Here is a 22906-nt window from a genome sequence, read left to right as displayed (position 1 = left end):
ATAGGGTTGCCCTTGTGGTATATTAGTTGATCCCTGGGCGGATGGCGGAACTGGTAGACGCAGCAGACTCAAAATCTGCCGGTAGCAATACCTTGCGAGTTCGATTCTCGCTCTGCCCATAGCTGGAAATACCGATGATAGGTGGAATTCCAGGAGACAGTGCTCCACTGACCACTGCCTGTTAGGAACCATGTTTGGGCTGAAGTGGGATGCTCTCCTGGGTTTATGGTGTGAAGTATATATAGTCATTTCGATTTAGAATGCGATATTTTTTAGGTATTTGTAATCGCTCTATTTCCTGTGCACCTCTATCAATTCAAAGTTAGCGGTCGCAGTGCCCTTGGTTCTGGCGAATATGGGCATTCCCATGATGGGATTTATGATTGGTTCAAGGAATTCAAGTAATAAATAGAGGTTCCCCTGCCAGCACATCACGATTTTCGTTCTTTGAAGCGGCAAAAAATTCTCTTGCCAAGATGCGGAAATTCCCAAAACCTGCTTAAATTCAATGGGGATTGCTATAGTTTGAACCATGATCAATGTGGAACTGGCGCAACTGCTGATCAATGGCTTGGCTTTGGGGGGGATCATCGCCCTGGGGTCGGTGGGCTTGACCCTGGTGTATGGCATTTTGCGCCTGTCTAATTTTGCCCACGGGGATTTTTTGACCCTGGGAGCCTATGCAACCCTCCTGGTCAATAGTTGGGGATTCCCCCTGCCCCTGGCGATGGTGGCAGGATGCGGTTTGACCATCGGTGCGTTTGTCCTGACAGAAACCATCCTCTGGGCACCAGTGCGGCGTCGGCGAACGTCTCCCACCACCATGATGATCATGTCCATTGGGTTGGCATTATTCATCCGCAATGGTTTGATTTTGATCTGGGGCGGTCAGAACCAAAACTATAATCTGCCGGTGTTTGGGGCGGTGCGCCTGGGGATGGTGCAGGTGACAACCAATCGGATCGTGGTGCTGGGATTGGCAATTTTAGCGGTTATTGTCCTACATTTATTATTACAAAAAACTGCGGTGGGGCGGCAGATGCGGGCGGTGGCGGACAATCCGGAATTGGCAAAGGTGGCGGGGGTGAATGTCCAGCGGGTGATCCTGTGGACGTGGGTGGTGGCGGGGGGGGTAACGGCACTGGGCGGGGCGATGTATGGACTGATTACGGCGGTGCGCCCGAATATGGGTTGGTTTTTGCTCCTGCCGATGTTTGCGGCGGTGATTTTGGGGGGGATTGGCAATCCCTACGGGGCAATCCTGGGGGCGGTGATCGTGGGGGTGGCGCAGGAGGTGAGTACCTACTGGTTGCCGAGTGAGTACAAACTGGGGGTGGCGTTGGTGGTGATGATGCTGGTGCTGTTGGTGCGACCCCAAGGCTTGTTCCGGGGGACGATGTGAAGCCGGTGGGGTGAACAGATAAATAAAAAAATGGGTAAGTCTAAAAGATTTTGGGGGATTCCCTGAGAAAAACTCTTAAAGATTTGTAAACTATTAAAGGCAGAGGTAATTTGGTGACTGGGATGGTGTTATGACCCACGGAATACGGATGGAACGGCTGGCGGTAGCGGCGCATATTGTGGCGATGGTGTTTGGCGTGGCGGGTTTGGTACTGGTGTTACCCCATCCCGCTTGGGTGCTGGCGTTACCGGCGGTGGGTCAACGGCTGTTCGCCTGGAGTATGGCGGGGGGCGGCATTGTCTATATTTTGTTAGGGGCGCTGGCGGTGATTCTCTACGGGGTGCGGGTGTTGGGTGCCCGGTTGTTGTGGGGGTTTTTCGTCCCGGCGGTGGGCTTGTCTTTGGCGAGTGAATTGCTTGGTACCAGCACTGGGTTTCCGTTTGGGCATTATGGTTATTTGGACGGCTTGGGGTATAAAATTGCCGGGTTGGTGCCCTTTACCATCCCCCTGTCCTGGTTTTACATGGGTTTGGTGTGTTTTTTGCTGGCTTACGGCGGGTTGGGGCGGTTGCAACGGGAGGGGTTACGGTTGGCGGGGGCGGTCGGGTTGGGGGCAATTTTGTTGATGGCGTGGGATTTAGCCCTTGACCCAGCGATGAGTCAAACGCCGGTGCCCTTTTGGGAGTTTCAGGAGGTGGGGGCATTTTTTGGGATGCCCTATCGGAATTTGGCCGGTTGGGTGGGAACCGGGGTGGTGTTTATGACCGTAGCCGCCCTGGGGTGGGGGGTGATGAAGGCACAGCGGTTGAACCTAGACCGGCGGAGTCTGACCTTACCGTTGGTGATCTACCTGGTGAATTTTCTGTTTGGGGCGGTGATTACCCTGGGGTTGTTGGCTGGTTCCTACTGGATTCCCATCGGTTTGGGGGTGGGGTTGGGGGTGATCCCGGCCTTGGTGTGCTGGTGGGTGGCAGGGCGGCCGGTGCCGACCCAGGTGGTGTTGCCGGAATTGGATTTGGTGGCTCGTTAGGTGCCAACGAAGCGAACCCCCCGTCTATTCTAAAATTGTAAAATTAAGATGAAAAATCCTTGTATGGAGGGGCAGGAACCTTGACCCTGGCGACCTCGTCGATCCCCATTCGCCCTGCGATTCAGGCTCTGCAACCCCAGCTTGTCCAATGGCGCAGGACATTGCACCAACGCCCGGAATTGGGGTTTCGGGAGGTGGAAACGGCGGCACGGGTGGTGGAATTGCTCCGCCAATGGGGGTATCAACCGCAGACGGGTATTGCCCAAACCGGGGTAGTGGCGGTGATTTCTGGGTCGAGACCAGGGCCGGTGATGGGACTGCGGGCGGATATGGATGCCCTGCCCATTCAGGAATTAAACACGGTGCCCTACCGTTCCCAGATTGATGGGGTGATGCACGCCTGCGGCCATGACGGACATACGGCGATTTTGCTGGGGGTGGCGCATTATCTGGCTCACCACCGGGAACACCTGCGGGGCACGGTGAAGCTCATCTTTCAACCGGCGGAGGAAGGGCCTGGCGGTGCGAAACCGATGATCGAGGCGGGGGTGTTGGAAAATCCCCGGGTGGAAGCCATGTTTGGTCTGCACCTGTGGAATGACCTGCCTGCGGGGTCGGTGGGGGTGCGCTCCGGGCCGTTGATGGCCGCTTCTGACTTTTTTCGGTGCCAGATTCAGGGACGGGGGGGGCATGGCGCTAAACCCCAACAGACCGTGGATGCCCTGGTGGTGGCGGCGCAGGTGGTGGTGGCTCTGCAAAGTGTGGTGGCCCGGCAAATCAGCCCCCTGGAACCGGCGGTGGTGACGGTGGGGGAATTCCACAGCGGTCATGCCCGGAATGTCATTGCCGACCAGGCGACCCTGGGGGGGACGGTGCGCTACTTCAACCCAGATTTAGCCAAGGTGATCCCCCAAAAGCTGGAGAGCATCATCCAGGGAATTTGTCACGCCTATGGTGCCACCTACCGCTGGGATTACGAATACCTTTACCCGCCCTTGGTGAATGACCCAGCCATGACCGAATTGGTGCGTACCGTGGCGCAACAGGTGGTGGAACCGGGATTGGGCGTTCTGCCCGATTGTCAAACCCTGGGGGGCGAGGACATGAGCTTTTTTCTCCAGGAAGTGCCGGGGTGCTATTTCTTTTTGGGGTCGGCGAATCCCAGCAAAGGGTTGGATTTTCCCCACCACCATCCCCGGTTTGATTTTGATGAAGCGGTACTCAGTTTGGGGGTAGAATTATTTATCCGCTGTTTGGAACAATACGGTCGTTAAACCATGAAACTTGCCCCAAGTACATTGATCATTCTCGGTCTGGCAATTGGTTTGGCAGGGGGGGTCAGCTATTGGGAATTCGTGGGCAAACCCCAGCAGGAAGCCAAGCAAACAAAACAAGCGAAATTATTTAATTTTACGGAAAAAGAGGTCACAGCCATTACCATTACCAAGCCGAAGGAAACGTTGAAATTTGAACGGGTCAAGGTGGGGGAATGGCGCATGGTCGCCCCGCAAAAAAAACCAGCCAATGATGCCCCGATTGCATTTTTATTAGGGCAATTGACCAATGTAGAACGGGTGCAGGACAAGGACATCACGATTCCGGTACAGGATCAGGCGAAATTTGGTTTAGCCGTGCCCAGTGCCACCATTCAAGTCACCTTAGAAAATGGCAACAATCACCGTTTAATCTTGGGAAATACGGATTTTAGTGGCACGGCATTGTACGCCGAAATTGACCCACCCGCTGAGGGAACTACCAGACAAATTGCCCTGGTGCCGATTGATTTACAAAATGCGGTGAATCGGGAATTGCAGGAATGGCAAGCCCCAGCCCAAAAGCCGACCCCGAAAGCGAGTCCATCCCCCAAACCGTGACCCTGTGGTTGATCGGCGGCACCCAAGAAAGCGCCCAATTGGCAACCGCATTAGGGGAGCATCCCAATTGCGTCATTACCGTAACCACAGCACGGGCAAAACAGCTTTACGCCCACACCCCCTGCCCCGTATTGGTGACCCGTTTGACGCTGGAGAATATCGGCGCTTTTATCCAGCATTATCACATTAGTAAAATCCTGGATGTTTCCCATCCCCATGCGGCGGCAATTTCCCAACTAGCGATTCAATGTTCTCAGCAATACGATTTGCCCTATCTCCGCTATGAACGTCCCGCTCTAGTTACTAATGATTCTGGTTGTTATACCTGGGCGAATTTAACCGAACTCTTGACCCAAGCTAAATTTCATCAAGAGCGGATTTTAGTCACCCTGGGCTATCGGCAATTACCTATTCTGAAAAACTTTTGGGAGGAACATACTTGGTTTGTGCGGATTATCCCGGATCAAATTGCCTTAGCGACCGCCTTAGAAACGGGTTTTTTACCCCAACAGATCATCGCCCTCTGGCCGCCGGTGGGTCGGGATTTAGAACGGGCAATTTGGCAACATTGGGGCATTACCCAGGTGATTGCCAAGGCTTCCGGTCGTCCCGGTGGCGAGGATGTGAAACAGCAATTGGCGCAGGAATTGGGGGTGGGACTGCATTTAATCCAACGTCCAGCGATGAACTACCCCCAGGTGACCGCTGACCTCCAGGTGGCACTGGCGTTTGCCCAACAAGCATAAAACATTAAAAATCCTTGCATCTTGTCGGTGGATGTCACCTGTTCCCTTTAAGCTGAACAAAGTCACCAAATAGCGGGGAACGCCCATGAAATTAGCCTATTGGATGTATGCTGGACCCGCCCACATTGGTACGCTCCGGGTGGCGAGTTCCTTTCGCCGGGTACACGCCATCATGCACGCCCCCTTGGGGGATGATTATTTCAATGTCATGCGTTCGATGCTGGAGCGGGAGCGCCATTTTACCCCCGTCACGGCGAGCATTGTGGACCGCCATGTGCTGGCGCAGGGTTCCCAGGAAAAGGTGGTGGACAATATCACCCGCAAGGATGCGGAGGAACATCCCGATTTGATCGTGGTCACCCCCACCTGTACCTCCAGTATTTTGCAGGAGGATTTGCAGAATTTTGTGGAACGGGCGACGGAACAAACCCGCTGTGATGTACTTTTGGCGGATGTGAACCATTACCGGGTGAATGAACTCCAAGCCGCCGACCGCACCCTTGAACAAATCATTCGTTTTTATCTGCAAAAAGCGGCAAAAAAAGGCACATTAAATACCCAAAAAACCGCCCAACCTTCGGTGAATATCCTGGGAATAACGACCCTGGGATTTCACAACCAACACGACCTAAAAGAATTAAAAAAATTAATGGGCGAACTGGGGATTCAAGTGAATGTGGTTCTGCCGGAGGGAGCTACCGTTGACCAAATTGCCCTGCTCCCCCAAGCCTGGTTTAATCTCGTCCCCTACCGAGAAATTGGCTTGCTTTCTGCCCAATATCTGCAAGCGGAATTTGGTCTGCCTATGGTACAGACAACGCCAATGGGAGTGATGGCAACGGCGCAATGTATTCGAGAAATTCAACAGGTCTTAAATACCCAAGGACAGGCGGTAAATTATGAATCCTATATTGATGAGCAAACCCGGTTTGTTTCCCAGGCGGCTTGGTTTTCCCGTTCGATTGATTGCCAAAATTTGACGGGTAAAAAAGCGGTCGTTTTTGGGGACAATACCCACGCCGCCGCCATGACCCAAATTTTAGCTAGGGAAATGGGCATCCATGTGGTTTGGGCGGGCACCTATTGCACCTATGATGGGGATTGGTTCCGGGCGCAGGTATCCCCCTATTGTGATGACGTAATCATTACCGATGACCACACCCGGATTGGGGATGCCATTGCCCAGGCGGAACCAGCGGCGATCTTTGGCACCCAGATGGAACGCCATGTGGGGAAACGCCTGCACATTCCCTGTGGGGTGATTTCCGCCCCGGTGCATATCCAAAATTTCCCCTTGGGGTACCGCCCGTTTCTCGGTTACGAAGGCACCAATCAAATTGCCGATTTGGTGTACAACTCCTTTACATTGGGGATGGAAGACCACCTGTTGGAAATTTTCGGCGGTCACGATACCAAGGAAGTGATTACCAAAACCCTTTCGGCGGCTACGGATTTGTCCTGGACACCGGAGGCACAAAAGGAGTTGAACAAAGTGCCCGGTTTTGTGCGGGGAAAAGTCAAACGCAATACGGAAAAATTCGCCCGGGAACAGGGGTTGACCACCATCAGCGTCGAAGTTATGTATGCCGCCAAGGAAGCGGTGGGTGCTTAGGCGGGGTCTTGGCAGTTCTGGCAAAGCCCAAAAAATTCCAGGGTGTGGTAGTACACTTGAAACTTGTGTGCCAGCCGCAGGTGCTGTTCCAGGTCTTGCACCGGGCAGTCTTCTAGGGGAATCGAGGAGTTACACCGCAGGCAGGTGAGATGGTGCCGGTCGTCCGGTAAACCGCTGTACACCGCTTCGCCGCTGGGGAGGAGTCGGGCTTGGATCGCCCCGGTTTTTTTCAACACTTCCAACGCCCGGTACACCGTTGCTAGCCCCACCCCTTGCTGTTGTTGCTTGAGGCGCAAATAAATCGCTTGGGCAGAGAGTGCCTGGGATTGTCCCTGCAAAAGTTTGAGGATACGCTGTTGGCTGGGCGTTAACGGGACGGTCGCCATCGCAAAACCAGGTAGTAAACCCCCAATTTGTTCTATGATTTTAACTCAGTTTGAGGGCGGTCACGGGCACCTGATCCCAGGATTCCACCGCTCGCAGACGGGCTTGCCACCCCTGGGCACGCTGTTCTGGGGTGAGGTTGTTTTCAAAATTAACGTGGCATTGACGGGCGACCGTTTCATCACAGGTTGCTAGGCAAGCGTGAACCAAACCGCCGGGGTCAAGTTGTTCATTTACCCAAATCTGCATAGATGAACCTCACAGGCTTCTAGGTATATTTTACCCCTGGCGTGGGGGAATACTGCTTAAGAAATTCCTTAACAGTGCTGGTCCCACAGCAGTCAAAATACTTTCGGGATGAAACTGCACCCCTTGCAGGTGGGGATACTGCCGATGTCTGACCCCCATGATGGTTCCATCCTCTGTCCAAGCGGTGATTTCCAGCACCTCGGGGCAGGAATTTTTGTCAATCACCAGGCTATGATAACGGGTGGCAGTAAAGGGCATGGGCAGACCTTGAAAAACCCCAATGCCCTGGTGATAAATTTCCGAAGTTTTGCCGTGCATCAGGGTAGGGGCAGACACAATTTTACCCCCAAAAACCTGACCGATACTTTGATGTCCCAAACAGACTCCCAACAGGGGGACAGTACTCCCGATTTCCGCAATCAACGCCAGGGAAATCCCCGCGTCTTCCGGGCGACCTGGACCAGGGGAAATCACCAAGCCATCGGGTTGGAGTGTCTGGATTTCGGGGATGGTGATGTGGTCATTACGAAAGACCTTCACCTCTGCCCCCAACGCCGCCAAATACTGCACCAAATTGTAGGTAAAGCTGTCGTAGTTATCAATGACGACAATCAGGGGGGAATCCACAGGGAACACCATAATGACCGCTTTATTTTTTATTTTATAATGCCACTGGACAGGTGATGGCGGGAGTGCCCTTATATTAGGGTAATTTTAATGTAGCTTGGCACCATTGAATTAACGAATTAGCGATGTCCGTTCATGGGTGGGGGGTTGATCAGGTCATCCAAAATCCGGCGGGTATCTTGGCGCAATTCCTCGATGTTGGTCTGTTGTTGCATGATAATTTGCATCATCATCGCCTGCCCCTCCCGCAGTTCATGAATCGCTTGGGTATTGGCAGAAACTTGGGTTTCGAGGCGACTGATGGCTTCCCGCAATTCTCGAAAGGCATGGGCGTTTTCCTCCGCCATTTTATCTAACATTTCATCGGTCCACCGTTGCGCCATCGGGGGTTCCTCCCAAAATCATTAACTCTAGTGTATTCGATAGAGATTGATGTGGATATATTTACTCCCAAAAATGTTAAATTCCCCCATCAGAATTAACGATGTCCGTTCATGGGTGGGGGGTTGATCAGGGCATCCAAAATCCGGCGGGTATCTTGGCGTAATTCCTCGATGTTGGTCTGTTGTTGCATGATAATTTGCATCATCATCGCCTGACCCTCCCGCAGTTCATGAATCGCTTGATTATTGGCGGCAATGGCTTGGGTATTAGCAGAAACTTGGGTTTCCAGGCGACTGATGGCTTCCCGCAATTCTCGAAAGGCATGGGCGTTTTCCTCCGCCATTTTATCTAACATTTCATCAGTCCACCGTGGCGCCATCGGGGGTTCCTCCCAAAATTATTAATCCTATAGCAATCCTACTTGATTTGGATTAGCTTGCGTGCCGTAGGCATACAAAAATTTTTCAGAACCAAAACGGGGGCGGTGCCCCTGCGACCCCTGTTCCATTCTCATTTAGGATTGCTCTAGTGTATTTGATAGGGATTGATGGGAATATGTTTACTCCCAAAAAATTTTAAATTTCCTCATCAGAATTAGCGATGTCCGTTCATGGGCGGGGGGTTGATGAGGGCATCCAAAATCCGGCGGGTATCTTGGCGTAATTCCTCGATGTTGGTCTGTTGTTGCATGATAATTTGCATCATCATTGCCTGACCCTCCCGCAGTTCATGAATCGCTTGATTATTGGCGGCAATGGCTTGGGTATTGGCAGAAACTTGGGTTTCGAGGCGACTGATGGCTTCCCGCAATTCTCGAAAGGCATGGGCGTTTTCCTCCGCCATTTTATCTAACATTTCATCGGTCCACCGTGGCGCCATCAGGGGTTCCTCCCAAAATCATTAACTCTAGTATATTCGCTAGGGATTGATGTGGATATAAGTATTACAGAAAATGGTCTCTCCTGGATTTAAGGGGATAATTTTTTCTAATCAGGTCACCTCTATTTATTTGAACCAATTCGTTGGCATACCCCAGTAGTGTTGAATGTCCGTAATAAAACTTAACATAAGGGGTCAGGGTTATCCTACGAGCGGCTCTACCCCTACGAGTTCCATGAAGCTACAGTGTCGGCCTATTTCTATTTGTAAATATCGCAACTTGTCAATCAATTCATAGGTCTTATTGTGACCTATCTCCAGCAATCTTAAAATTAGATAACCAATCAATACGGCATAAATCTGTAGCCGCACACCATTCTCATTCTTGGTAATGATTCTATCCAATTTCAAGTGCATCTTTAGTGCCTTCCAAAGCAACTCAATTCGCCAGCGCAAACGATAGGCTGAACAAATCTCTTCATCCGTCATCGAAGTCACGTTAGTCGCTAGCCTATATTCTGTGTTTTCCTCTTCATTAAAAAATTGAATTACCCGAATATCCGGATTGTCAGGTTGCAACTTCATATTATTTCTAATCCGCACAATAAACAATGTATTTCGTTTACACATTTCGTCCATTAATTTCCAGGAAGCAAAACCCCTATCCATGATACCAACGGCATTCTCAGGTATCGTCCCAATCACAAGATGCCCAATTTTATGGTCATTAGTCTTTCCAAATATAATTGATTCGTCACCGATATTGCCCTCATTTATATCCAGGCCAAGCGTCAATTTTACCTGCTTGTAGTGCCAGAATAATTTGCTGGTCAGGGTGATAATGGTAGAATCTAATGGGAATAAGTGCTTAAATTCACCTTGATGATGTTTAAGCCGTTTTTGCAGTTCTCTTAGGATCACTTGAAACGGCTCGGTGCTACGATGTTTACACGCCTTAGAAAACGTTGATATGTCAACTTTAAAATTGAGATGATTCAAGAGGAAGAATAAGCCCCGCATGGTGGCGACTCTTGCATCTAAAATGAAGTGCATCCATATGAGTACAAACAAGCGAGTATCCAAGACTGGATAGTCGTTTTTGGGAAGAAGGTTCAGCAAGGGCTTGATAAGTCCCTGAATTTGTCGTCTCATAAAAATACTGTTACTCGTGGTTTCTACCAATCTAAAATACCATTTTTAGTCTCCCTTTTCCACCCTTTCGTTAACATTCAACACTACTGGGCATACCCATATTACCCAGAACCAAGGGCGGGGGTGCCCCCTGCGACCGCTAACTTTGAATTTATGGAGGTGCCCGGGAAATATACAGCCTTTTAAGTGGTTACGGGATAGGGCGGTAAACCTACCGGCTCTAAGGAACTAAACCTTGGAAATAGGATTCTTTGTATCCTTTAATTTGTGAACAGGCTGTAGTGCTGTTGCAACCGATATAGCAATCCTACTTGATTTGCAAATAAAAATGTTCCAGAACCAAATACGGGGGCGGTGCCCCTGCGACCCCTGTTCCATATCTCATTTAGGACTGCTATAGCTACGATATGCCATTGCTTTTATGTCTAGCTTTAGTGAACCTTAATGTTTTATTCGCATATTGGCGGAGCTTAAAACGACTAGAGACGCATCTTAGTCAAGCCCTCAACTCCCAAACTTAGAAGTAGAGTAAAGCATACTTACTAATTAAAGGTTGTCAATTATTGGAAACCTTGATCACTTGGGAAATTCCATAACCTGAGACTGAAATGAACTTTTTACAAATCGGATTTTGAACCCCTCTATTGTGCCCATCATTGGTTGTGTTCCTGCACTCCCAACCTGTCTATGCTAAAAATAATGAATAGTTGCCCCTGAGTTAATTGATGATGCCCGATTTTCTCGACACCTTTGATGTAATTGTGGTGGGAGCCGGTCATGCGGGCTGTGAAGCGGCGTTGGCATCCGCCCGGTTGGGCTGTCGCACCCTGCTGTTGACTTTGAATTTAGACCGCATTGCTTGGCAACCCTGTAATCCGGCGGTGGGGGGACCCGCCAAATCCCAGTTGGTGCATGAGGTGGATGCCCTGGGGGGCGAAATTGGCAAAATGACCGACCGCACCTATCTGCAAAAGCGTCTGCTGAACCATTCCCGGGGACCGGCGGTGTGGGCGTTGCGGGCGCAAACGGATAAACGGGAGTATGCCCGTGTGATGCGCCAAGTGGTGGAGAACCAGCCCAATTTGTGGGTGCGGGAAGGCATGGTGACGGATTTACTCCTAGGGCGGCATGATGAAGTCATTGGTGTGCGTACCTATTTCGGGGTGAATTTTGCCGCTCAGGCGGTGATCCTCACGACCGGGACGTTCCTGGGTGGGCGGATTTGGGTGGGGAATCAGTCTATGTCTGCGGGACGGGCTGGGGAATTTGCCGCCGAGGGGTTGACCGCCAACCTGCAACGCTTGGGGTTTGAGGTGGGGCGTTTGAAAACGGGAACCCCCGCCCGGGTGGATAGACGCACGGTGGATACGACCCATTTGGAGCCGCAACCGGGGGATGAGGTGGTGCGGTGGTTTAGTTTTGACCCCCAGGTGTGGCAGGAACGGGAGCAATTGCCCTGCTATCTCACCCGCACGACCAGCGAAACCCACCGTCTGATTCGGGAACATTTGCATCTCTCGCCCGTGTATGGGGGTTGGGTGGATGCCAAAGGCCCCCGTTATTGCCCCAGCATTGAGGATAAAATCGTCCGGTTTGCCGATAAGGAGTCCCACCAAATTTTCCTGGAACCGGAGGGGCGGGACATCCCGGAACTGTATGTGCAGGGCTTTTCGACGGGCTTGCCGGAAGCATTACAACTGGCGTTACTGCGAACCTTGCCGGGGTTGGAACAGTGCGTCATGTTGCGCCCTGCCTATGCGGTGGAATACGATTACCTGCCTGCGACCCAATGCCAGCCAACCTTGATGACCAAAAAAATTCAAGGGCTATTTTGTGCGGGGCAGATCAATGGGACAACGGGGTATGAAGAGGCGGCGGCGCAGGGAATCGTGGCGGGGATCAATGCGGCTCGCTTTGTGGCGCAAAAAGAACTAATTATTTTTCCCCGGGAGCAAAGTTACCTTGGCACCCTGATTGACGACCTATGTACCCGGGATTTGCGGGAACCCTACCGAATGCTCACGTCCCGTTCGGAATACCGCCTGCATTTGCGTTCGGACAATGCGGATGAGCGGCTGACCCCCTTGGGGCGGGACATTGGCTTGATTGATGACCGGCGCTGGCAACTGTACCAGGAGAAACAACAGCAGATTGCCGCCGAACAGGAGCGGTTGCGCCAGGTGCGGATCAAACCCCATGACCCGGTGGTGGCGGAATTGCAGGCGATGGGGGAGCCGGTGCGAACCGCCGTGACCTTGGCGGAATTGCTCACCCGTCCGGGGTTGCACTACGAGCATTTGGTGAATTGGGGGTTGGGTGCCCCGGATTTAGAGCGTTCCGTGTGGGAAAGTGTGGAAATTCGTTTGAAATATGCGGGGTATTTACAACGCCAAAACCAGCAGATCGAGCAGGCGCAGAAATATGCCCAGCGGCGGTTGCCCCCGGATATTGACTACAATCGCATTACTACGCTATCAATGGAAGCACGGGAAAAATTAACCCACGTTCGCCCCTTAACCCTTGGTCAAGCCGCCCGCATTGGCGGTGTCAATCCCGCAGATATTCAAGCCTTGCTCATTTATCTCGAACTTCACCACCGGATGTCCGCATGAGCCATTGCCTGCCCGAACCCCAACTGGAAGCTGAGGTAGAAGCCCTGTTGGACGATGTTTTTAGCCGCCTGGAGGAACCCCTGCCCTCCCGGTGTCTCCCCCCTGCCGGTCAGCCCTTAGCCCTAGTACGATCCGTCCCCGAGCCAGGGGCAATGGTGGTTTTGGCGTACAACCCCGCCCCGTTGATGCCAGTTCGTCAACCGCCCTACCACCCGGAGACGATTTTAACGGCGGCGTTTGTGGATACTCCAGCGGAGCGACCGACCCCCTGGTGGGTATGGCTGGGCTTGGGCACCCTGGTGATGTTGGGCACCTGGTACGGGCGACAGTATTGGCAAGCGGCACGCACCCCTGCCCCCGCCGAACCACCGCATCAGGAGTTTGTTACTTATTTGGAGCGAGCGTTAGCCCGGATTCCCGAGCGTAGTACGCCCCAGCCTTCCCCAGCCACCAACCCTAAACCCCCGGAGCCTCCTGCCGTACCCCCGCCGCCCCCGGTGACGGTCATGCCCATTCCCCAGGCTCCGGTGATCACTGCCCCCGCCAGTCTCCCCGCTCAGCCCACCGCCCCTGTGGCGAAACCATCCCCCCGTCCGACCCTGACCCTGATCGGGTTATTGCAAATGGGAGCCGGTTCCATCGCCATGTTCCAGGTTGGGGACACCACCCAGCAGGTCAATGTGGGCGGTCAGGTGGGGCAGAGCGGTTGGCAGGTCAAGGAAGTGCGGGAACAGGAAGTGGTGCTGACCCGGGCGGGGCAAACCCGTACCCTGATCGTGGGGCAAGCCCTTACGGATTAACGTCGGGTTTTTCCGGAGTAAAATGGCACTAAGCGGTGGGGGGCGCCCATGAATGACTGGTGGAAACAACTCAATGGCTTGCTGGTCGAGACGATCCTTTCCTGGGATGACTACGAACAGGAATGGTCGCAAATGTTCGATCAATGGGATGAACAATTGGAGCAAACCCTGCTGGAATGGGAGGTGCCCCTGGCGGAAACGGCGGCTTGGGTTGAAGGCACCCTCATGGCTCTGGTGCAACCCTTGACCCAAACCCTCGACCCCCTGGTGATGGAGCAACCCGCCTGTGTGGGCTGTAAGCACTACCACGGTCAGGTGTACAATGACCAGATTTTTGTCTGCGCCATGCACCCCTACGGCGTGGGGTTAGAAACCTGCCCCGATTGGGAAGCCCTGTGGTCTTGAAGGTTCTGCACCGTTGAAAAAATAAAATTATTAATAAAATTGTTAAAAAAATTGATACACTCAAGGGGAAAACGGTAGCATCCCAGCCACTCTCCTATGGATGGAACTCTAAGCATTGAGAAATTTGGGGAAAGGGTACACCTGTGTGCCGTCGCTCATCTGAAATTAGCAAAGATTGATAAGGGGGCATCTACAGGATGAATTTTTCCCTCAAACGCAACAGCATTCTTATTGCCCTACAAATTTCTTTGACCGCCCTGGTTTCGTATTTGATCGGATTTTATACCACCAACACCCCGGATGCGGCCAATGCCAGTCTCGGGGGATTGTGGGCAGCCATCTCCGGTATTGTTGTCCTGCAAGCCAGCCGCCGGGAAACCTTTGCTATGGCAACCCTGCGGATTTTGGGGTCAGGGATTGGCTCCCTGGTCAGTGCTCTCTATCTTTCCGTCTTGCCCTTTAGTCCCTGGGGAATGGGATTGTGTATTTTTGTAACTGTTTTGCTGTGCCATCTGGTGCGGATTCCCGACCACGCCCGCCTCGCTTCCCTAACGGTCGCCATTGTCATGGTTGTGGCGGGAAACAGTCCCCATTTATCCCCTGCGGTCAATGCTGGCCTGCGTTTTGCCGAATCTTCCATCGGTACAGCGGTCGCCATGTTAGCTATCTTAATTTGGGAACGGAATTCACTGCCAAAAGATAATAATAGTTAATCGAAAGGGCACTTCTAAAAATAGGTCGCAGGGGCACCCCCGCCCTTGGTTCTGGGTAATATGGGTATGCCAACGATGAAATTTTTGCTTGGTTCAAATAAATAGAGATGCCCTTATGCGATTACTGTTCTAATTTCTGATAGGTTTGCTATAGTCTGCGTGGCGTAGCCATACTCAGTTAGGATTGCGGTAGTAGATTGATTAAATTAAAGAGAAACAGATTACTTCAAAGTGGGAAATTGGGGCACACCTCTTTGCTTAGGTACTTAACCTTTGTTTAACCGCTCTTTAATTTTTATTGGGAATTATGATGGTCTATATTATTCATAAATAACAATATTTTATTACCAGGAGGTACCTGTAATGACTAGCAATGGGCAGACGATTACCCAACAGCGGGAAGGGGCACGGTTGTATGCCAGTCCCGATGTGCAACACGTCTCCCTAGGAGGACCAATTCGGGCGGTGGTGTACTGGCTGGTAGCATTGCCTATTGTACTTTTAGCCTATGGCTCGCCCTCCCTAGATATTGGCAGAAAATTGCAAGAGCGTCTCCCTTTGTGGGTGGGGGCAGGGGTGGTTTTGGCGCTCTGGAGTCAAGTGGTTAATGGGGTGCGGGTGGCGGCTGAGTGGGAAAAAGGGGTGATTTTGACCCTGGGCAAGTTCTCAGAAATCCGGGGTTCCGGCGTTTTTTATGTAATGCCGGTACTAGAAAGTGTCCAATTTGTTGATACCCGGGTGCAGGTATTGAATATTCCCCGCCAACGGGCGATTACAAAAGATAATGTGCCGGTGGTGATTGATGGTGCCCTATTTTTGAGTGTGAGAAACCCCGGTTATGCGATTACCAAGGTACAAAATTACCGTTTTGCCACCTCCCAATATGCCCAATCGGCTCTGCGGGATGTGGTGGGTTCTTCTTCCTTAGATGACCTGCTTTCGGAGCGGGAAAAAATTCAGGAACAGGTGGCGGCTATCGTCGGGGAAAAGGTGCGGGATTGGGGTTTGAAAGTGGAGGCGATTCAGTTGCAGGATTTTGATTTGCCGGAGGATTTGCAAAAGGTCATGTCCCGGCAAGCCTCGGCAGAACGGGAAAAACGGGCGACCATTACCAAAGCGGAAGGGGATCGCCTAGCGGCACAGAACTTGGCGGAAGCGGCGAAATTGATGCAGGCAAACCCGATTGCCCTGGAACTGCGGACGCTACAAACCATTGATGGTCTGGCGGCGAGTCCTTCCAACACGGTGGTGCTGTTCCCGATGGAGTTGGGACACATGGTGCAGGGATTGGCAAAAGTGGCATCGCCCCCACCCGCTGATGGGAAAACGGCGGCACCGCCTCCCCCTGGCTCCAGCATTCTGAAAAGTTAAAAAAGTTAAAGGGGTTGGGTGTATTGGGCGTTGACCCAGCCTTCCTGTTGGGTAGCCAGGACAGACACTTTTAACCATTGCCCATCGCTACTGGTATCCAGCACCAGTAATTTTTCCCGATCCGCCAGGGTGGTCAGGGGGACACCGTTGGGTGATTGACGCAGTACCAAACCGGTGGGGGAGTTGACCTGCACCTGCCGCCCTTCCCGTTCCCCTGGTGGTGTACTGCGGACGTATTCGGATTTGACCCAGCCAGTGGTCTGGGTGGCGGGGATTTGCACCTGCGTCCAACTGGCATCCCCATTGTGTGCTAAGAAAATCAATTCCTGGGCATAGGCTAACCCGGTAATCACGGGCGCAGAGGTACTCGGTTCCTGGCGCAGAATTAACCCATCCTCAGCCGTGACCCAGACATTCCCCTGGGGTGGGACGGGCGGGGGATGAACCGGGTTCGGGGCTTGCAGATTGCCCGCTTTCACCCAACCCACCACCTGTTGCGCCGGTAATCGCACCTGTTCCCACTGCTGGTCGGCACTCATTGCCAGCCGTTCAATGGTCTGTTGATAAGCCGCTGTGCCCACCACCGGACTCCCCGCCTGGGGTTGCGCCCGCACCAACAAACCTTCGGGGGCGGTGACCTGCATCCGGGTGCCCGCTGGAATCACATCCGCCTGGGGCGGGGCGACGGGGCTGGCAGGCGATGGGGGTTGCGTTACCCGATACCAATGATTCAAACCCAAACGTACCAGGATAAAACTAGCAGTCATGGGGAGGGTCGTTGCCAAAATTAAACCCAAGACCCATGTCCAAGGGGAGGCAGATTCACGCAGACGACTCGCCATCATCCTGTTCCTCAAGTTGTTCCATACGGCGGCTGAGACTGGTGTGACGGGAAGCGGAGCGAATCTTGCCGGTGCTCGCCCATTGTTGCAAAAGTTGCACCTGTTCCTGGGCGGTGCGTGCCAAGGGCACCATCTGGCTGGCTGCTTCTAATATATCGTCTGTGGTAAATTCCCGCCCCTGACTAAACCCGGTGTGCATGGCTTCGATGATCGCCTGTTCCAGTTCCGCCCCGGAAAAATCGGGGGTTTCCCACGCCAGCCGTGCTAAATCATAGTTTGACCAGGTGTGCGGTCGCAGGCGGGACAGATGCACCTGGAGAATACTTTGCCGTTCCTCCCAGGTGGGCAAGCCAACAAAAAAAATCTCATCAAATCGCCCTTTGCGTAGGAGTTCCGGGGGAAGCAGTTGAATTTGATTCGCCGTTGCCACCACAAACACCGGGGAATTTTTTTCCGCCAACCAGGTCAAGATCGTGCCAAACACCCGATTGGTGGTGCCGCTATCCCCCCGGCTGTCCATCGCACTAAAGGCTTTGTCAATCTCATCAATCCACAGCACACAGGGCGCTAGGGCTTCCGTGAGTTGAATCATCTGGCGGGTGCGGCTCTCCGATTCCCCCACCAACCCGGCAAACAACCGCCCCACATCCAACCGCAGGAGGGGCAAATGCCAAAAATGGGCAATCGCCTTGGCGGTCAGGGATTTCCCCGTCCCCTGCAACCCCGCCAGCAGTAACCCCCGGGGATAGGGCAAGCCATATTCCCGTGCCGCCTCACCAAACGCCCCTTGCCGTCGTTGCAACCAAAGTTTCAAATTATCCAACCCGCCAATATCCGCCAGGGTAACCGTCGGGGGGCAAAACTCCAAAATTTGCGTCTGCTGGATAATCTGCCGTTTTTCCGTCAGTACCAAATCCACATCCTCCGCCGTCAGGGTGCCCCGCAATGCCAACGCCCGCCCCACCACCCGTTGCATCCGCTCCAAGGATAACCCCTGACAGGAACGCACCAATTCTTCCAAGACCTGTGGGGGCAAGGACTGGTTCAGCCCCTGGAGTATCTGCTGGAGTTCCTGGCGCAATTCCGCCGCCGTCGGCAAACCAAAGGGCAAGACAGTGACCATTTCCTGCAATTCCAGGGGCAGACGCACTTCCGGCGTGAGAAAAATCACACTTTTGGGTTGCCCCTTGAGGGTGCGGTTCAGATTTCGCAACTTGCGCCCCACCGCCACATCCTCCAAAAACCGGCTGTAGTCCCGCAGGATCAACAGGGCAGGCACCTGTGGGGGCAATTTATCCAAAAATTCCAACGCCTGTAGAGGATTCCGACGGGCGAACCCCTGGTCATTGGGATTGCCCTGGATGCCCTCCACAAAATCCCAGGAATAAACCCCCCACTGCCCCAAATCCTTGGCGACCCGCACCAAAACCGCCTCCGCCCGCTCCTCCTCCGCCGTGGGCACATAGATAAACGGGTAACGTGCCCGGATCAGTACCCCCAACTCCTGGGCAAAATCCATGCTATCCCCAGGGTTTGAACTGGGTTAAACCCGCCCAACGGGGGTCAACGGGGGGCACCTCCTCCGGCTCCCAGTCCAGGCGACAATCGGGACGGCACAGGGGATGACTGGGCAATGCCAGGGAAATTTGTTCATACAACCACTGCCCCACATCCAACCAGCCATCCGGGGGCAAATACTCCATCAAATCGGCAAAGGAGACTTCTTGCTCCAACGGCCACGCCCTGGGGTCACTCTTGGTCGCATCCAGCCAAATCACCTCCGACACCTCGAGGGGCAGACGGTCATTGTACTTACATAAACAGCGGCGACAGGTTAAAGTCACAATCATGTTCACCCGGGCACTGACCTGGAGACAGGTTCCTTGGTGTTGAATTTCAATTTCCCCCTGCACTGGCGTTAGTAGGGGCAAATCCGGCAGTTGTTCCCGCACCGTGATGCACAATTTTCGCTCCGGCAGACGCAGTAAACTGGGAATCGCAAGAGGCTGTAACACGCTCGGTGACAGAAAATTTTATTTTATTCTTATGTTAATCCCAATAGTAACGCATTTTTTTCCCTGAGGTGCTTAAGGTTCGGAAGCGTCAGGGCGACCTGCTCTACCCCCGGAGTCATCGGCGATCACCAGCAAAAGCCCCCCGATCAGGGCAAGATTTTTCCAAAACTGAATCGCCTCAATATTTTTGCTAAAGTCCGTATGAAAAATCAGGGTGGCAGGAATCAAAAAACCAATCAAAAAAGCCGCTCCCCATCGGGTTTTGTACCCCACGAGCACTGATAAACCCCCCAGTAGTAACACCAAAATCGTGGGAATCAACAACCAGCCAGGCACTTGAAATTGTGCCATGTAGGCTTGGGTAGCCTGGGGGGCAAGGATTTTGGTAATGGCGGAGCGGATAAAAATGGCTGATAAAAATAACCGTCCCAGCCGGTTTAACCAGGGTCTCAGCCGGGATTCTGGTGTTGACATCCGCATAACTTTACCTATATTTCATCTATTTTATTGTAATTTACCATAATCTCAAACGGTCTCGGTGCAGAACCAAAACGGGGCGATGCCCTGCGACCCCTTGCTTTTTTGAGTATGATTTTTTAATCGTAATTTACTATCATCTCAAACAGTCTCAGTGCGGAACCAAAACGGGGCGGTGCCCTGCGACCCCTTACTTTTTTGAGTGTGATTTTTTAACCGTAATTTACTATCATCTCAAGCAGTCTCGGCGCATAACCAGAACCAAAACGGGGCGATGCCCTGCGACTCTTACTTTTTTGAGTATGATTTTTAATCGTAATTTACTATCATCTCAAACAGTGTCGGTGCAGAACCAAAACGGGGCGATGCCCTGCGACTCTTACTTTTTTGAGTATGATTTTTTAACCGTAATTTACTATCATCTCAAACGGTCTCGGTGCACAACCAGAACCAAAACGGGGCGGTGCCCTGCGACCCATTTTTAGAAGTGCCCTTTATTTTTATTAGTTATTGACTTTCACTTTTTTTCTCATCCCCCACATACCAATCTGCTAGCAAAGGTCCCGCATCATTGTCCGGGTCATTGCCCCGGGTGATCACCGTCAATCTCTGCCCCTTAGGGTGGGTAAACTCCATGCCACACCAGCCCTCCGAGTTACATCCGGCGACCTCCAAATAGCCCAAGCCATAGAGATAGACCATCACGGGGGCCAAAGGTCGTGCCTGAAACCACCGCAGGTGACTCACCGGTCGCCAACCCTTTTCCAAAAGAGCCAGCCGAGCAGTGGCATAGGGCATCCCCGTTTGCAACCTGGGCAAGGATTGCGCCCCTAGAGGTGCGACCAAACTTAACCACAGACTGCCAGTCAACCACCAGTATTTCATAAATATCTACAAACCAACTTACAAAGGTAAGGGCGGCAAACCCCGCAATTCCCGAATCGCATTCAAACAACCGTGGCAGTCACACCCATACAGAGCCACACACAGGTCGCTTTCCGCTTCCGAAAAGTCCAGCATGACGGGGTTGGTATCGGCTGTCGGGGTGGTCAATGTACGCTCTGGGGGGGTGGCAACTGTGGGGGTCACCAAGGATACCCAGGTGCTAAAGGCGATGGCACCGCCGAGGATGGGCAAAAATTGACTAGGATGCAGGGTTCGATTCATAGACAGTTTCACTCCTCACAGGTTAAGGGGCAGGACGTGTTTATTGTCAACAGAGTTCCTGGGAAAAAAATACTGGACAAGCTCTCACCCGTAAGGATAACCCCTGGGGATCAGTTCTGCAATGTTTTGAGTTTTTAGAGAAGTATTTGGTGTTTTGCCTGTGTTGGGGAAAATAACCTCAACTCCCGCACGCCAGGGACTCCGGCTGACGATAGGCAAAAAATTCCACCCGATAGGCAGTCACTTTGGTACCGGTTTCCTGCTCCACCTGAGCAATCACCTCCGGGGGCAATTCCACCCACACATCCAGAATCTGCTGGGTATCCAGACAATTGACATGGCTGTGGATTTCACTCACACTGCCGTATAACCGCCCATTCGCCCGCTCCACACACTCAATCACCCCCTGGGAAGTCAGGGCATCCAGGTTCTGATACACGGATGTATGACCGATGGCTTGCCCCTGCTCATTCAAACGATGGTAAATTTCCCGCGCCGATAAATGCTCCCCACTTTGCCAAAGCAGTTCTAAAATCGAACGCCTCTGCCGACTTAGACGCATTCCCATCGCCTGACACCGTTGAATGGCGGCTTCTAATGAACGTACCCCTGGGACATTGGTGGTCATCGCCTGATTGCCTGCGTTGTTAAATTAAATTTTGGTTAATATACCATCATTATAACCTAAAGCAAACTCATTCCTACTTCGTTTTGCGGGGTGGGGTTGGGTCAGTGCCCCGGCTGGTCAGAGCGATCATTGGGGATTCCCCACTTTTGTAATCACATTTGATCAGTCCTGTGCATTAGTTATAATCAAAACTTAGGGGCAAAAAATTACCTGAAATCAACTATGGCAAAAACTGAAGTAAAAGCCCATATTTTAGAACAACCCATCACCCGCAGTGGGATTAGTTGGGAGCAGTTTATCCATATCCAACAGGCGTTTGCTGATCTACCGGGGATTCGCCTGACCTATTGTGAGGGAGTGTTAGAAATTATGCCTCTGAGCAAACAGCACGAATTTATTTGCCATTTGCTGGGAATTTTATTGGGGCTTTATTTTATTCATCAACGCATCCGGTTTTTCCCCAGTGGTGCTTATTCGCAAATCCTTGAGGGTGTCACGGAATACCAGTCCGATCTTTCCTACAGTTTTGATCAGGATAAAGACATCCCTGACCTCTGTATTGAGGTGGTGATTACCAATAGTCGTATGGATAAATTACGCAAGTATCAACTGCGGGGGGTGCCGGAAGTATGGTTTTGGCAGGATGGTCAGATTAAAGTTTATTCCTTAGTAGAAGGCAACTATCAATTACGAGAAAAAAGTGGCTTATTACCCGATTTAGACTTGGTTTTTTTGTGTGCATGTCTGCAACAGGATGACCCACTTCAGGCATCACTGCAATTTCAAACTCAAATTAGCTCAAATTAGCTCAAATTAACTATGGTCAAAACTGAAGTCAGAACCGATAGTTTAGAACAACCCATCACCCGCAGTGGGATTAGTTGGGAGCAGTTTATCCATATCCAACAGGCGTTTGCTGATCTACCGGGGATTCGCCTGACCTATTGTGAGGGAGTGTTAGAAATTATGCTCCTGGGAAAAGTTCATGAATTTATTTGTCATTTCCTCAACTACTTGTTAATTACTTATTTTGTGCATCAACGCATCCGGTTTTTTCCCAGTGGTGCCTATTCCCAAATCCTTGAGGGTATTACGGAATACCAGTCCGACCTTTCCTACAGTTTTGATCAGGATAAAGACATCCCTGACCTCTGTATTGAGGTGGTGATTACCAATAGTCATATGGATAAATTACGCAAGTATCAACTGCGGGGGGTGCCGGAAGTATGGTTTTGGCAGGATGGTCAGATTAGGGTTTATTCCCTAGTAGCAGGTAACTATGAAATGCGGGAAAAAAGTGGCTTATTACCGGATTTAGATTTAGTTTTTTTATGTGCATGTCTGCAACAGGATGACCCACTTCAGGCATCACTGCAATTTCAAACCCGGATTAGTTCCAACTAATTCCAATTAAGTCGTATGATTTAACCAAGCGTCTATTATTCCAAAGGGATAAAATTGCCGATAACATAACCACCTCACCTCCTTATTCAGCAGAATTTGAGCAGAAAATTTACACTTTAGAGAGCTAAAATTT

Annotated in this window: 27 protein-coding genes and 1 tRNA gene; 14 read left to right on the top strand and 14 right to left on the bottom strand. The window is 51.9% G+C overall.

The features are described from left to right. Positions 1–35: 35 nt before the first annotated feature. From MLD66_RS12065 to bchB, 7 genes are all read left to right on the top strand, one after another. A tRNA-Leu gene (locus MLD66_RS12065) sits at positions 36–119 on the top strand. A 422-nt stretch (positions 120–541) separates the two neighbouring features. Beyond that, on the top strand, positions 542–1402 hold the full coding sequence (locus MLD66_RS12060) for a branched-chain amino acid ABC transporter permease (protein ID WP_247219112.1): 861 nt from the start codon (positions 542–544) through the stop codon (positions 1400–1402). 130 nt (positions 1403–1532) lie between these two features. Beyond that, a complete protein-coding gene (gene cruF / locus MLD66_RS12055; protein ID WP_247218213.1) occupies positions 1533–2432 on the top strand; it encodes a gamma-carotene 1'-hydroxylase CruF in 900 nt (299 codons plus the stop codon). A gap of 80 nt (positions 2433–2512) precedes the next feature. Then, positions 2513–3706, top strand: a complete 1194-nt coding sequence (locus MLD66_RS12050; RefSeq protein WP_247218211.1) for an amidohydrolase — start codon at positions 2513–2515, stop codon at positions 3704–3706. Positions 3707–3709: 3 nt separating this feature from the next. Next, positions 3710–4306, top strand: a complete 597-nt coding sequence (locus MLD66_RS12045; protein WP_247218209.1) for a DUF4340 domain-containing protein — start codon at positions 3710–3712, stop codon at positions 4304–4306. After that, on the top strand, positions 4249–5052 hold the full coding sequence (cobK, locus tag MLD66_RS12040; RefSeq protein ID WP_247218207.1) for a precorrin-6A reductase: 804 nt from the start codon (positions 4249–4251) through the stop codon (positions 5050–5052). The genes MLD66_RS12045 and cobK overlap by 58 nt, the downstream gene beginning before the upstream one ends. 85 nt (positions 5053–5137) lie before the next feature. Then, a complete protein-coding gene (bchB, locus tag MLD66_RS12035) occupies positions 5138–6664 on the top strand; it encodes a ferredoxin:protochlorophyllide reductase (ATP-dependent) subunit B (protein WP_247218205.1) in 1527 nt (508 codons plus the stop codon). On the opposite strand, the gene MLD66_RS12030 is transcribed toward bchB, so the two are convergent. The 7 genes from MLD66_RS12030 to MLD66_RS12000 all read right to left on the bottom strand — a co-directional run bounded on the left by MLD66_RS12030 (position 6661) and on the right by MLD66_RS12000 (position 10339). Beyond that, entirely contained in the window at positions 6661–7050 is a 390-nt protein-coding gene (locus tag MLD66_RS12030; RefSeq protein ID WP_247218203.1) for a Fur family transcriptional regulator, read from the bottom strand. The two genes, bchB and MLD66_RS12030, sit on opposite strands and share 4 nt — an antisense overlap. Positions 7051–7090: 40 nt before the next feature. Continuing rightward, on the bottom strand, positions 7091–7297 hold the full coding sequence (locus tag MLD66_RS12025) for a glycogen debranching protein (RefSeq protein WP_247218200.1): 207 nt from the start codon (positions 7295–7297) through the stop codon (positions 7091–7093). 30 nt (positions 7298–7327) lie between these two features. Then, complete coding sequence (locus MLD66_RS12020; RefSeq protein ID WP_247219110.1) at positions 7328–7912, bottom strand: aminodeoxychorismate/anthranilate synthase component II; 585 nt, start codon at positions 7910–7912, stop codon at positions 7328–7330. Positions 7913–8043: 131 nt separating this feature from the next. Continuing rightward, complete coding sequence (locus MLD66_RS12015) at positions 8044–8307, bottom strand: hypothetical protein (protein WP_247218198.1); 264 nt, start codon at positions 8305–8307, stop codon at positions 8044–8046. A gap of 95 nt (positions 8308–8402) precedes the next feature. Continuing rightward, entirely contained in the window at positions 8403–8687 is a 285-nt protein-coding gene (locus MLD66_RS12010) for a hypothetical protein (protein WP_247218196.1), read from the bottom strand. A gap of 215 nt (positions 8688–8902) precedes the next feature. Next, complete coding sequence (locus tag MLD66_RS12005) at positions 8903–9187, bottom strand: hypothetical protein (RefSeq protein WP_247218196.1); 285 nt, start codon at positions 9185–9187, stop codon at positions 8903–8905. Positions 9188–9388: 201 nt separating this feature from the next. Beyond that, entirely contained in the window at positions 9389–10339 is a 951-nt protein-coding gene (locus MLD66_RS12000) for a transposase (RefSeq protein WP_247214935.1), read from the bottom strand. Positions 10340–11064: 725 nt separating this feature from the next. On the opposite strand from MLD66_RS12000, the gene mnmG reads away from it, so the two are divergent. The 5 genes from mnmG (at position 11065) to MLD66_RS11975 (ending at position 16240) form a co-directional block, all read left to right on the top strand. Beyond that, a complete protein-coding gene (mnmG, locus tag MLD66_RS11995) occupies positions 11065–12951 on the top strand; it encodes a tRNA uridine-5-carboxymethylaminomethyl(34) synthesis enzyme MnmG (protein ID WP_247218194.1) in 1887 nt (628 codons plus the stop codon). After that, positions 12948–13751 carry a hypothetical protein gene (locus tag MLD66_RS11990; protein ID WP_247218192.1) on the top strand — a complete coding sequence of 268 codons (804 nt, stop codon included), beginning with the start codon at positions 12948–12950 and terminating at the stop codon, positions 13749–13751. The genes mnmG and MLD66_RS11990 overlap by 4 nt, the downstream gene beginning before the upstream one ends. 48 nt (positions 13752–13799) lie before the next feature. Beyond that, on the top strand, positions 13800–14156 hold the full coding sequence (locus MLD66_RS11985; protein WP_247218190.1) for a hypothetical protein: 357 nt from the start codon (positions 13800–13802) through the stop codon (positions 14154–14156). A 197-nt stretch (positions 14157–14353) separates the two neighbouring features. Continuing rightward, complete coding sequence (locus MLD66_RS11980; protein ID WP_247218189.1) at positions 14354–14869, top strand: FUSC family protein; 516 nt, start codon at positions 14354–14356, stop codon at positions 14867–14869. A gap of 363 nt (positions 14870–15232) precedes the next feature. Continuing rightward, positions 15233–16240: a slipin family protein gene (locus MLD66_RS11975; RefSeq protein WP_247218187.1), complete on the top strand. Its 1008-nt coding sequence runs from the start codon at positions 15233–15235 to the stop codon at positions 16238–16240. A 5-nt stretch (positions 16241–16245) separates the two neighbouring features. On the opposite strand, the gene MLD66_RS11970 is transcribed toward MLD66_RS11975, so the two are convergent. The 7 genes from MLD66_RS11970 to MLD66_RS11940 all read right to left on the bottom strand — a co-directional run bounded on the left by MLD66_RS11970 (position 16246) and on the right by MLD66_RS11940 (position 21369). Beyond that, positions 16246–17085, bottom strand: coding sequence for an SH3 domain-containing protein (locus MLD66_RS11970; RefSeq protein WP_247218185.1), 840 nt, complete (start codon positions 17083–17085; stop codon positions 16246–16248). After that, positions 17063–18601 carry an AAA family ATPase gene (locus tag MLD66_RS11965; RefSeq protein WP_247218183.1) on the bottom strand — a complete coding sequence of 513 codons (1539 nt, stop codon included), beginning with the start codon at positions 18599–18601 and terminating at the stop codon, positions 17063–17065. Before MLD66_RS11965 ends, MLD66_RS11970 begins: the two co-directional genes overlap by 23 nt. 1 nt (position 18602) lies before the next feature. Continuing rightward, entirely contained in the window at positions 18603–19097 is a 495-nt protein-coding gene (locus MLD66_RS11960; protein WP_247218181.1) for a YceD family protein, read from the bottom strand. A 72-nt stretch (positions 19098–19169) separates the two neighbouring features. Beyond that, positions 19170–19571: a DoxX family protein gene (locus tag MLD66_RS11955; protein WP_247218179.1), complete on the bottom strand. Its 402-nt coding sequence runs from the start codon at positions 19569–19571 to the stop codon at positions 19170–19172. A gap of 510 nt (positions 19572–20081) precedes the next feature. Beyond that, entirely contained in the window at positions 20082–20459 is a 378-nt protein-coding gene (locus MLD66_RS11950) for a hypothetical protein (RefSeq protein WP_247218178.1), read from the bottom strand. Between the two features lie 18 nt (positions 20460–20477). Beyond that, on the bottom strand, positions 20478–20741 hold the full coding sequence (locus tag MLD66_RS11945; protein ID WP_247218176.1) for a hypothetical protein: 264 nt from the start codon (positions 20739–20741) through the stop codon (positions 20478–20480). A gap of 178 nt (positions 20742–20919) precedes the next feature. After that, on the bottom strand, positions 20920–21369 hold the full coding sequence (locus MLD66_RS11940) for a Fur family transcriptional regulator (RefSeq protein WP_247218174.1): 450 nt from the start codon (positions 21367–21369) through the stop codon (positions 20920–20922). Positions 21370–21591: 222 nt separating this feature from the next. On the opposite strand from MLD66_RS11940, the gene MLD66_RS11935 reads away from it, so the two are divergent. Both MLD66_RS11935 and MLD66_RS11930 read left to right on the top strand, forming a co-directional pair. Then, positions 21592–22176, top strand: coding sequence for a Uma2 family endonuclease (locus MLD66_RS11935; protein ID WP_247218172.1), 585 nt, complete (start codon positions 21592–21594; stop codon positions 22174–22176). A gap of 12 nt (positions 22177–22188) precedes the next feature. After that, positions 22189–22773 (top strand): Uma2 family endonuclease, encoded by a 585-nt coding sequence (locus MLD66_RS11930; RefSeq protein ID WP_247218171.1) that lies wholly within the window; start codon positions 22189–22191, stop codon positions 22771–22773. Positions 22774–22906 lie beyond the last annotated feature (133 nt).

Source organism: Synechococcus sp. C9 (assembly GCF_022984075.1).
Classification (GTDB): domain Bacteria; phylum Cyanobacteriota; class Cyanobacteriia; order Gloeomargaritales; family Gloeomargaritaceae; genus Gloeomargarita.
The sequence above is the reverse complement of the archived record's forward strand: the minus strand, read 5'-3'. Positions and strand labels throughout refer to the sequence as shown.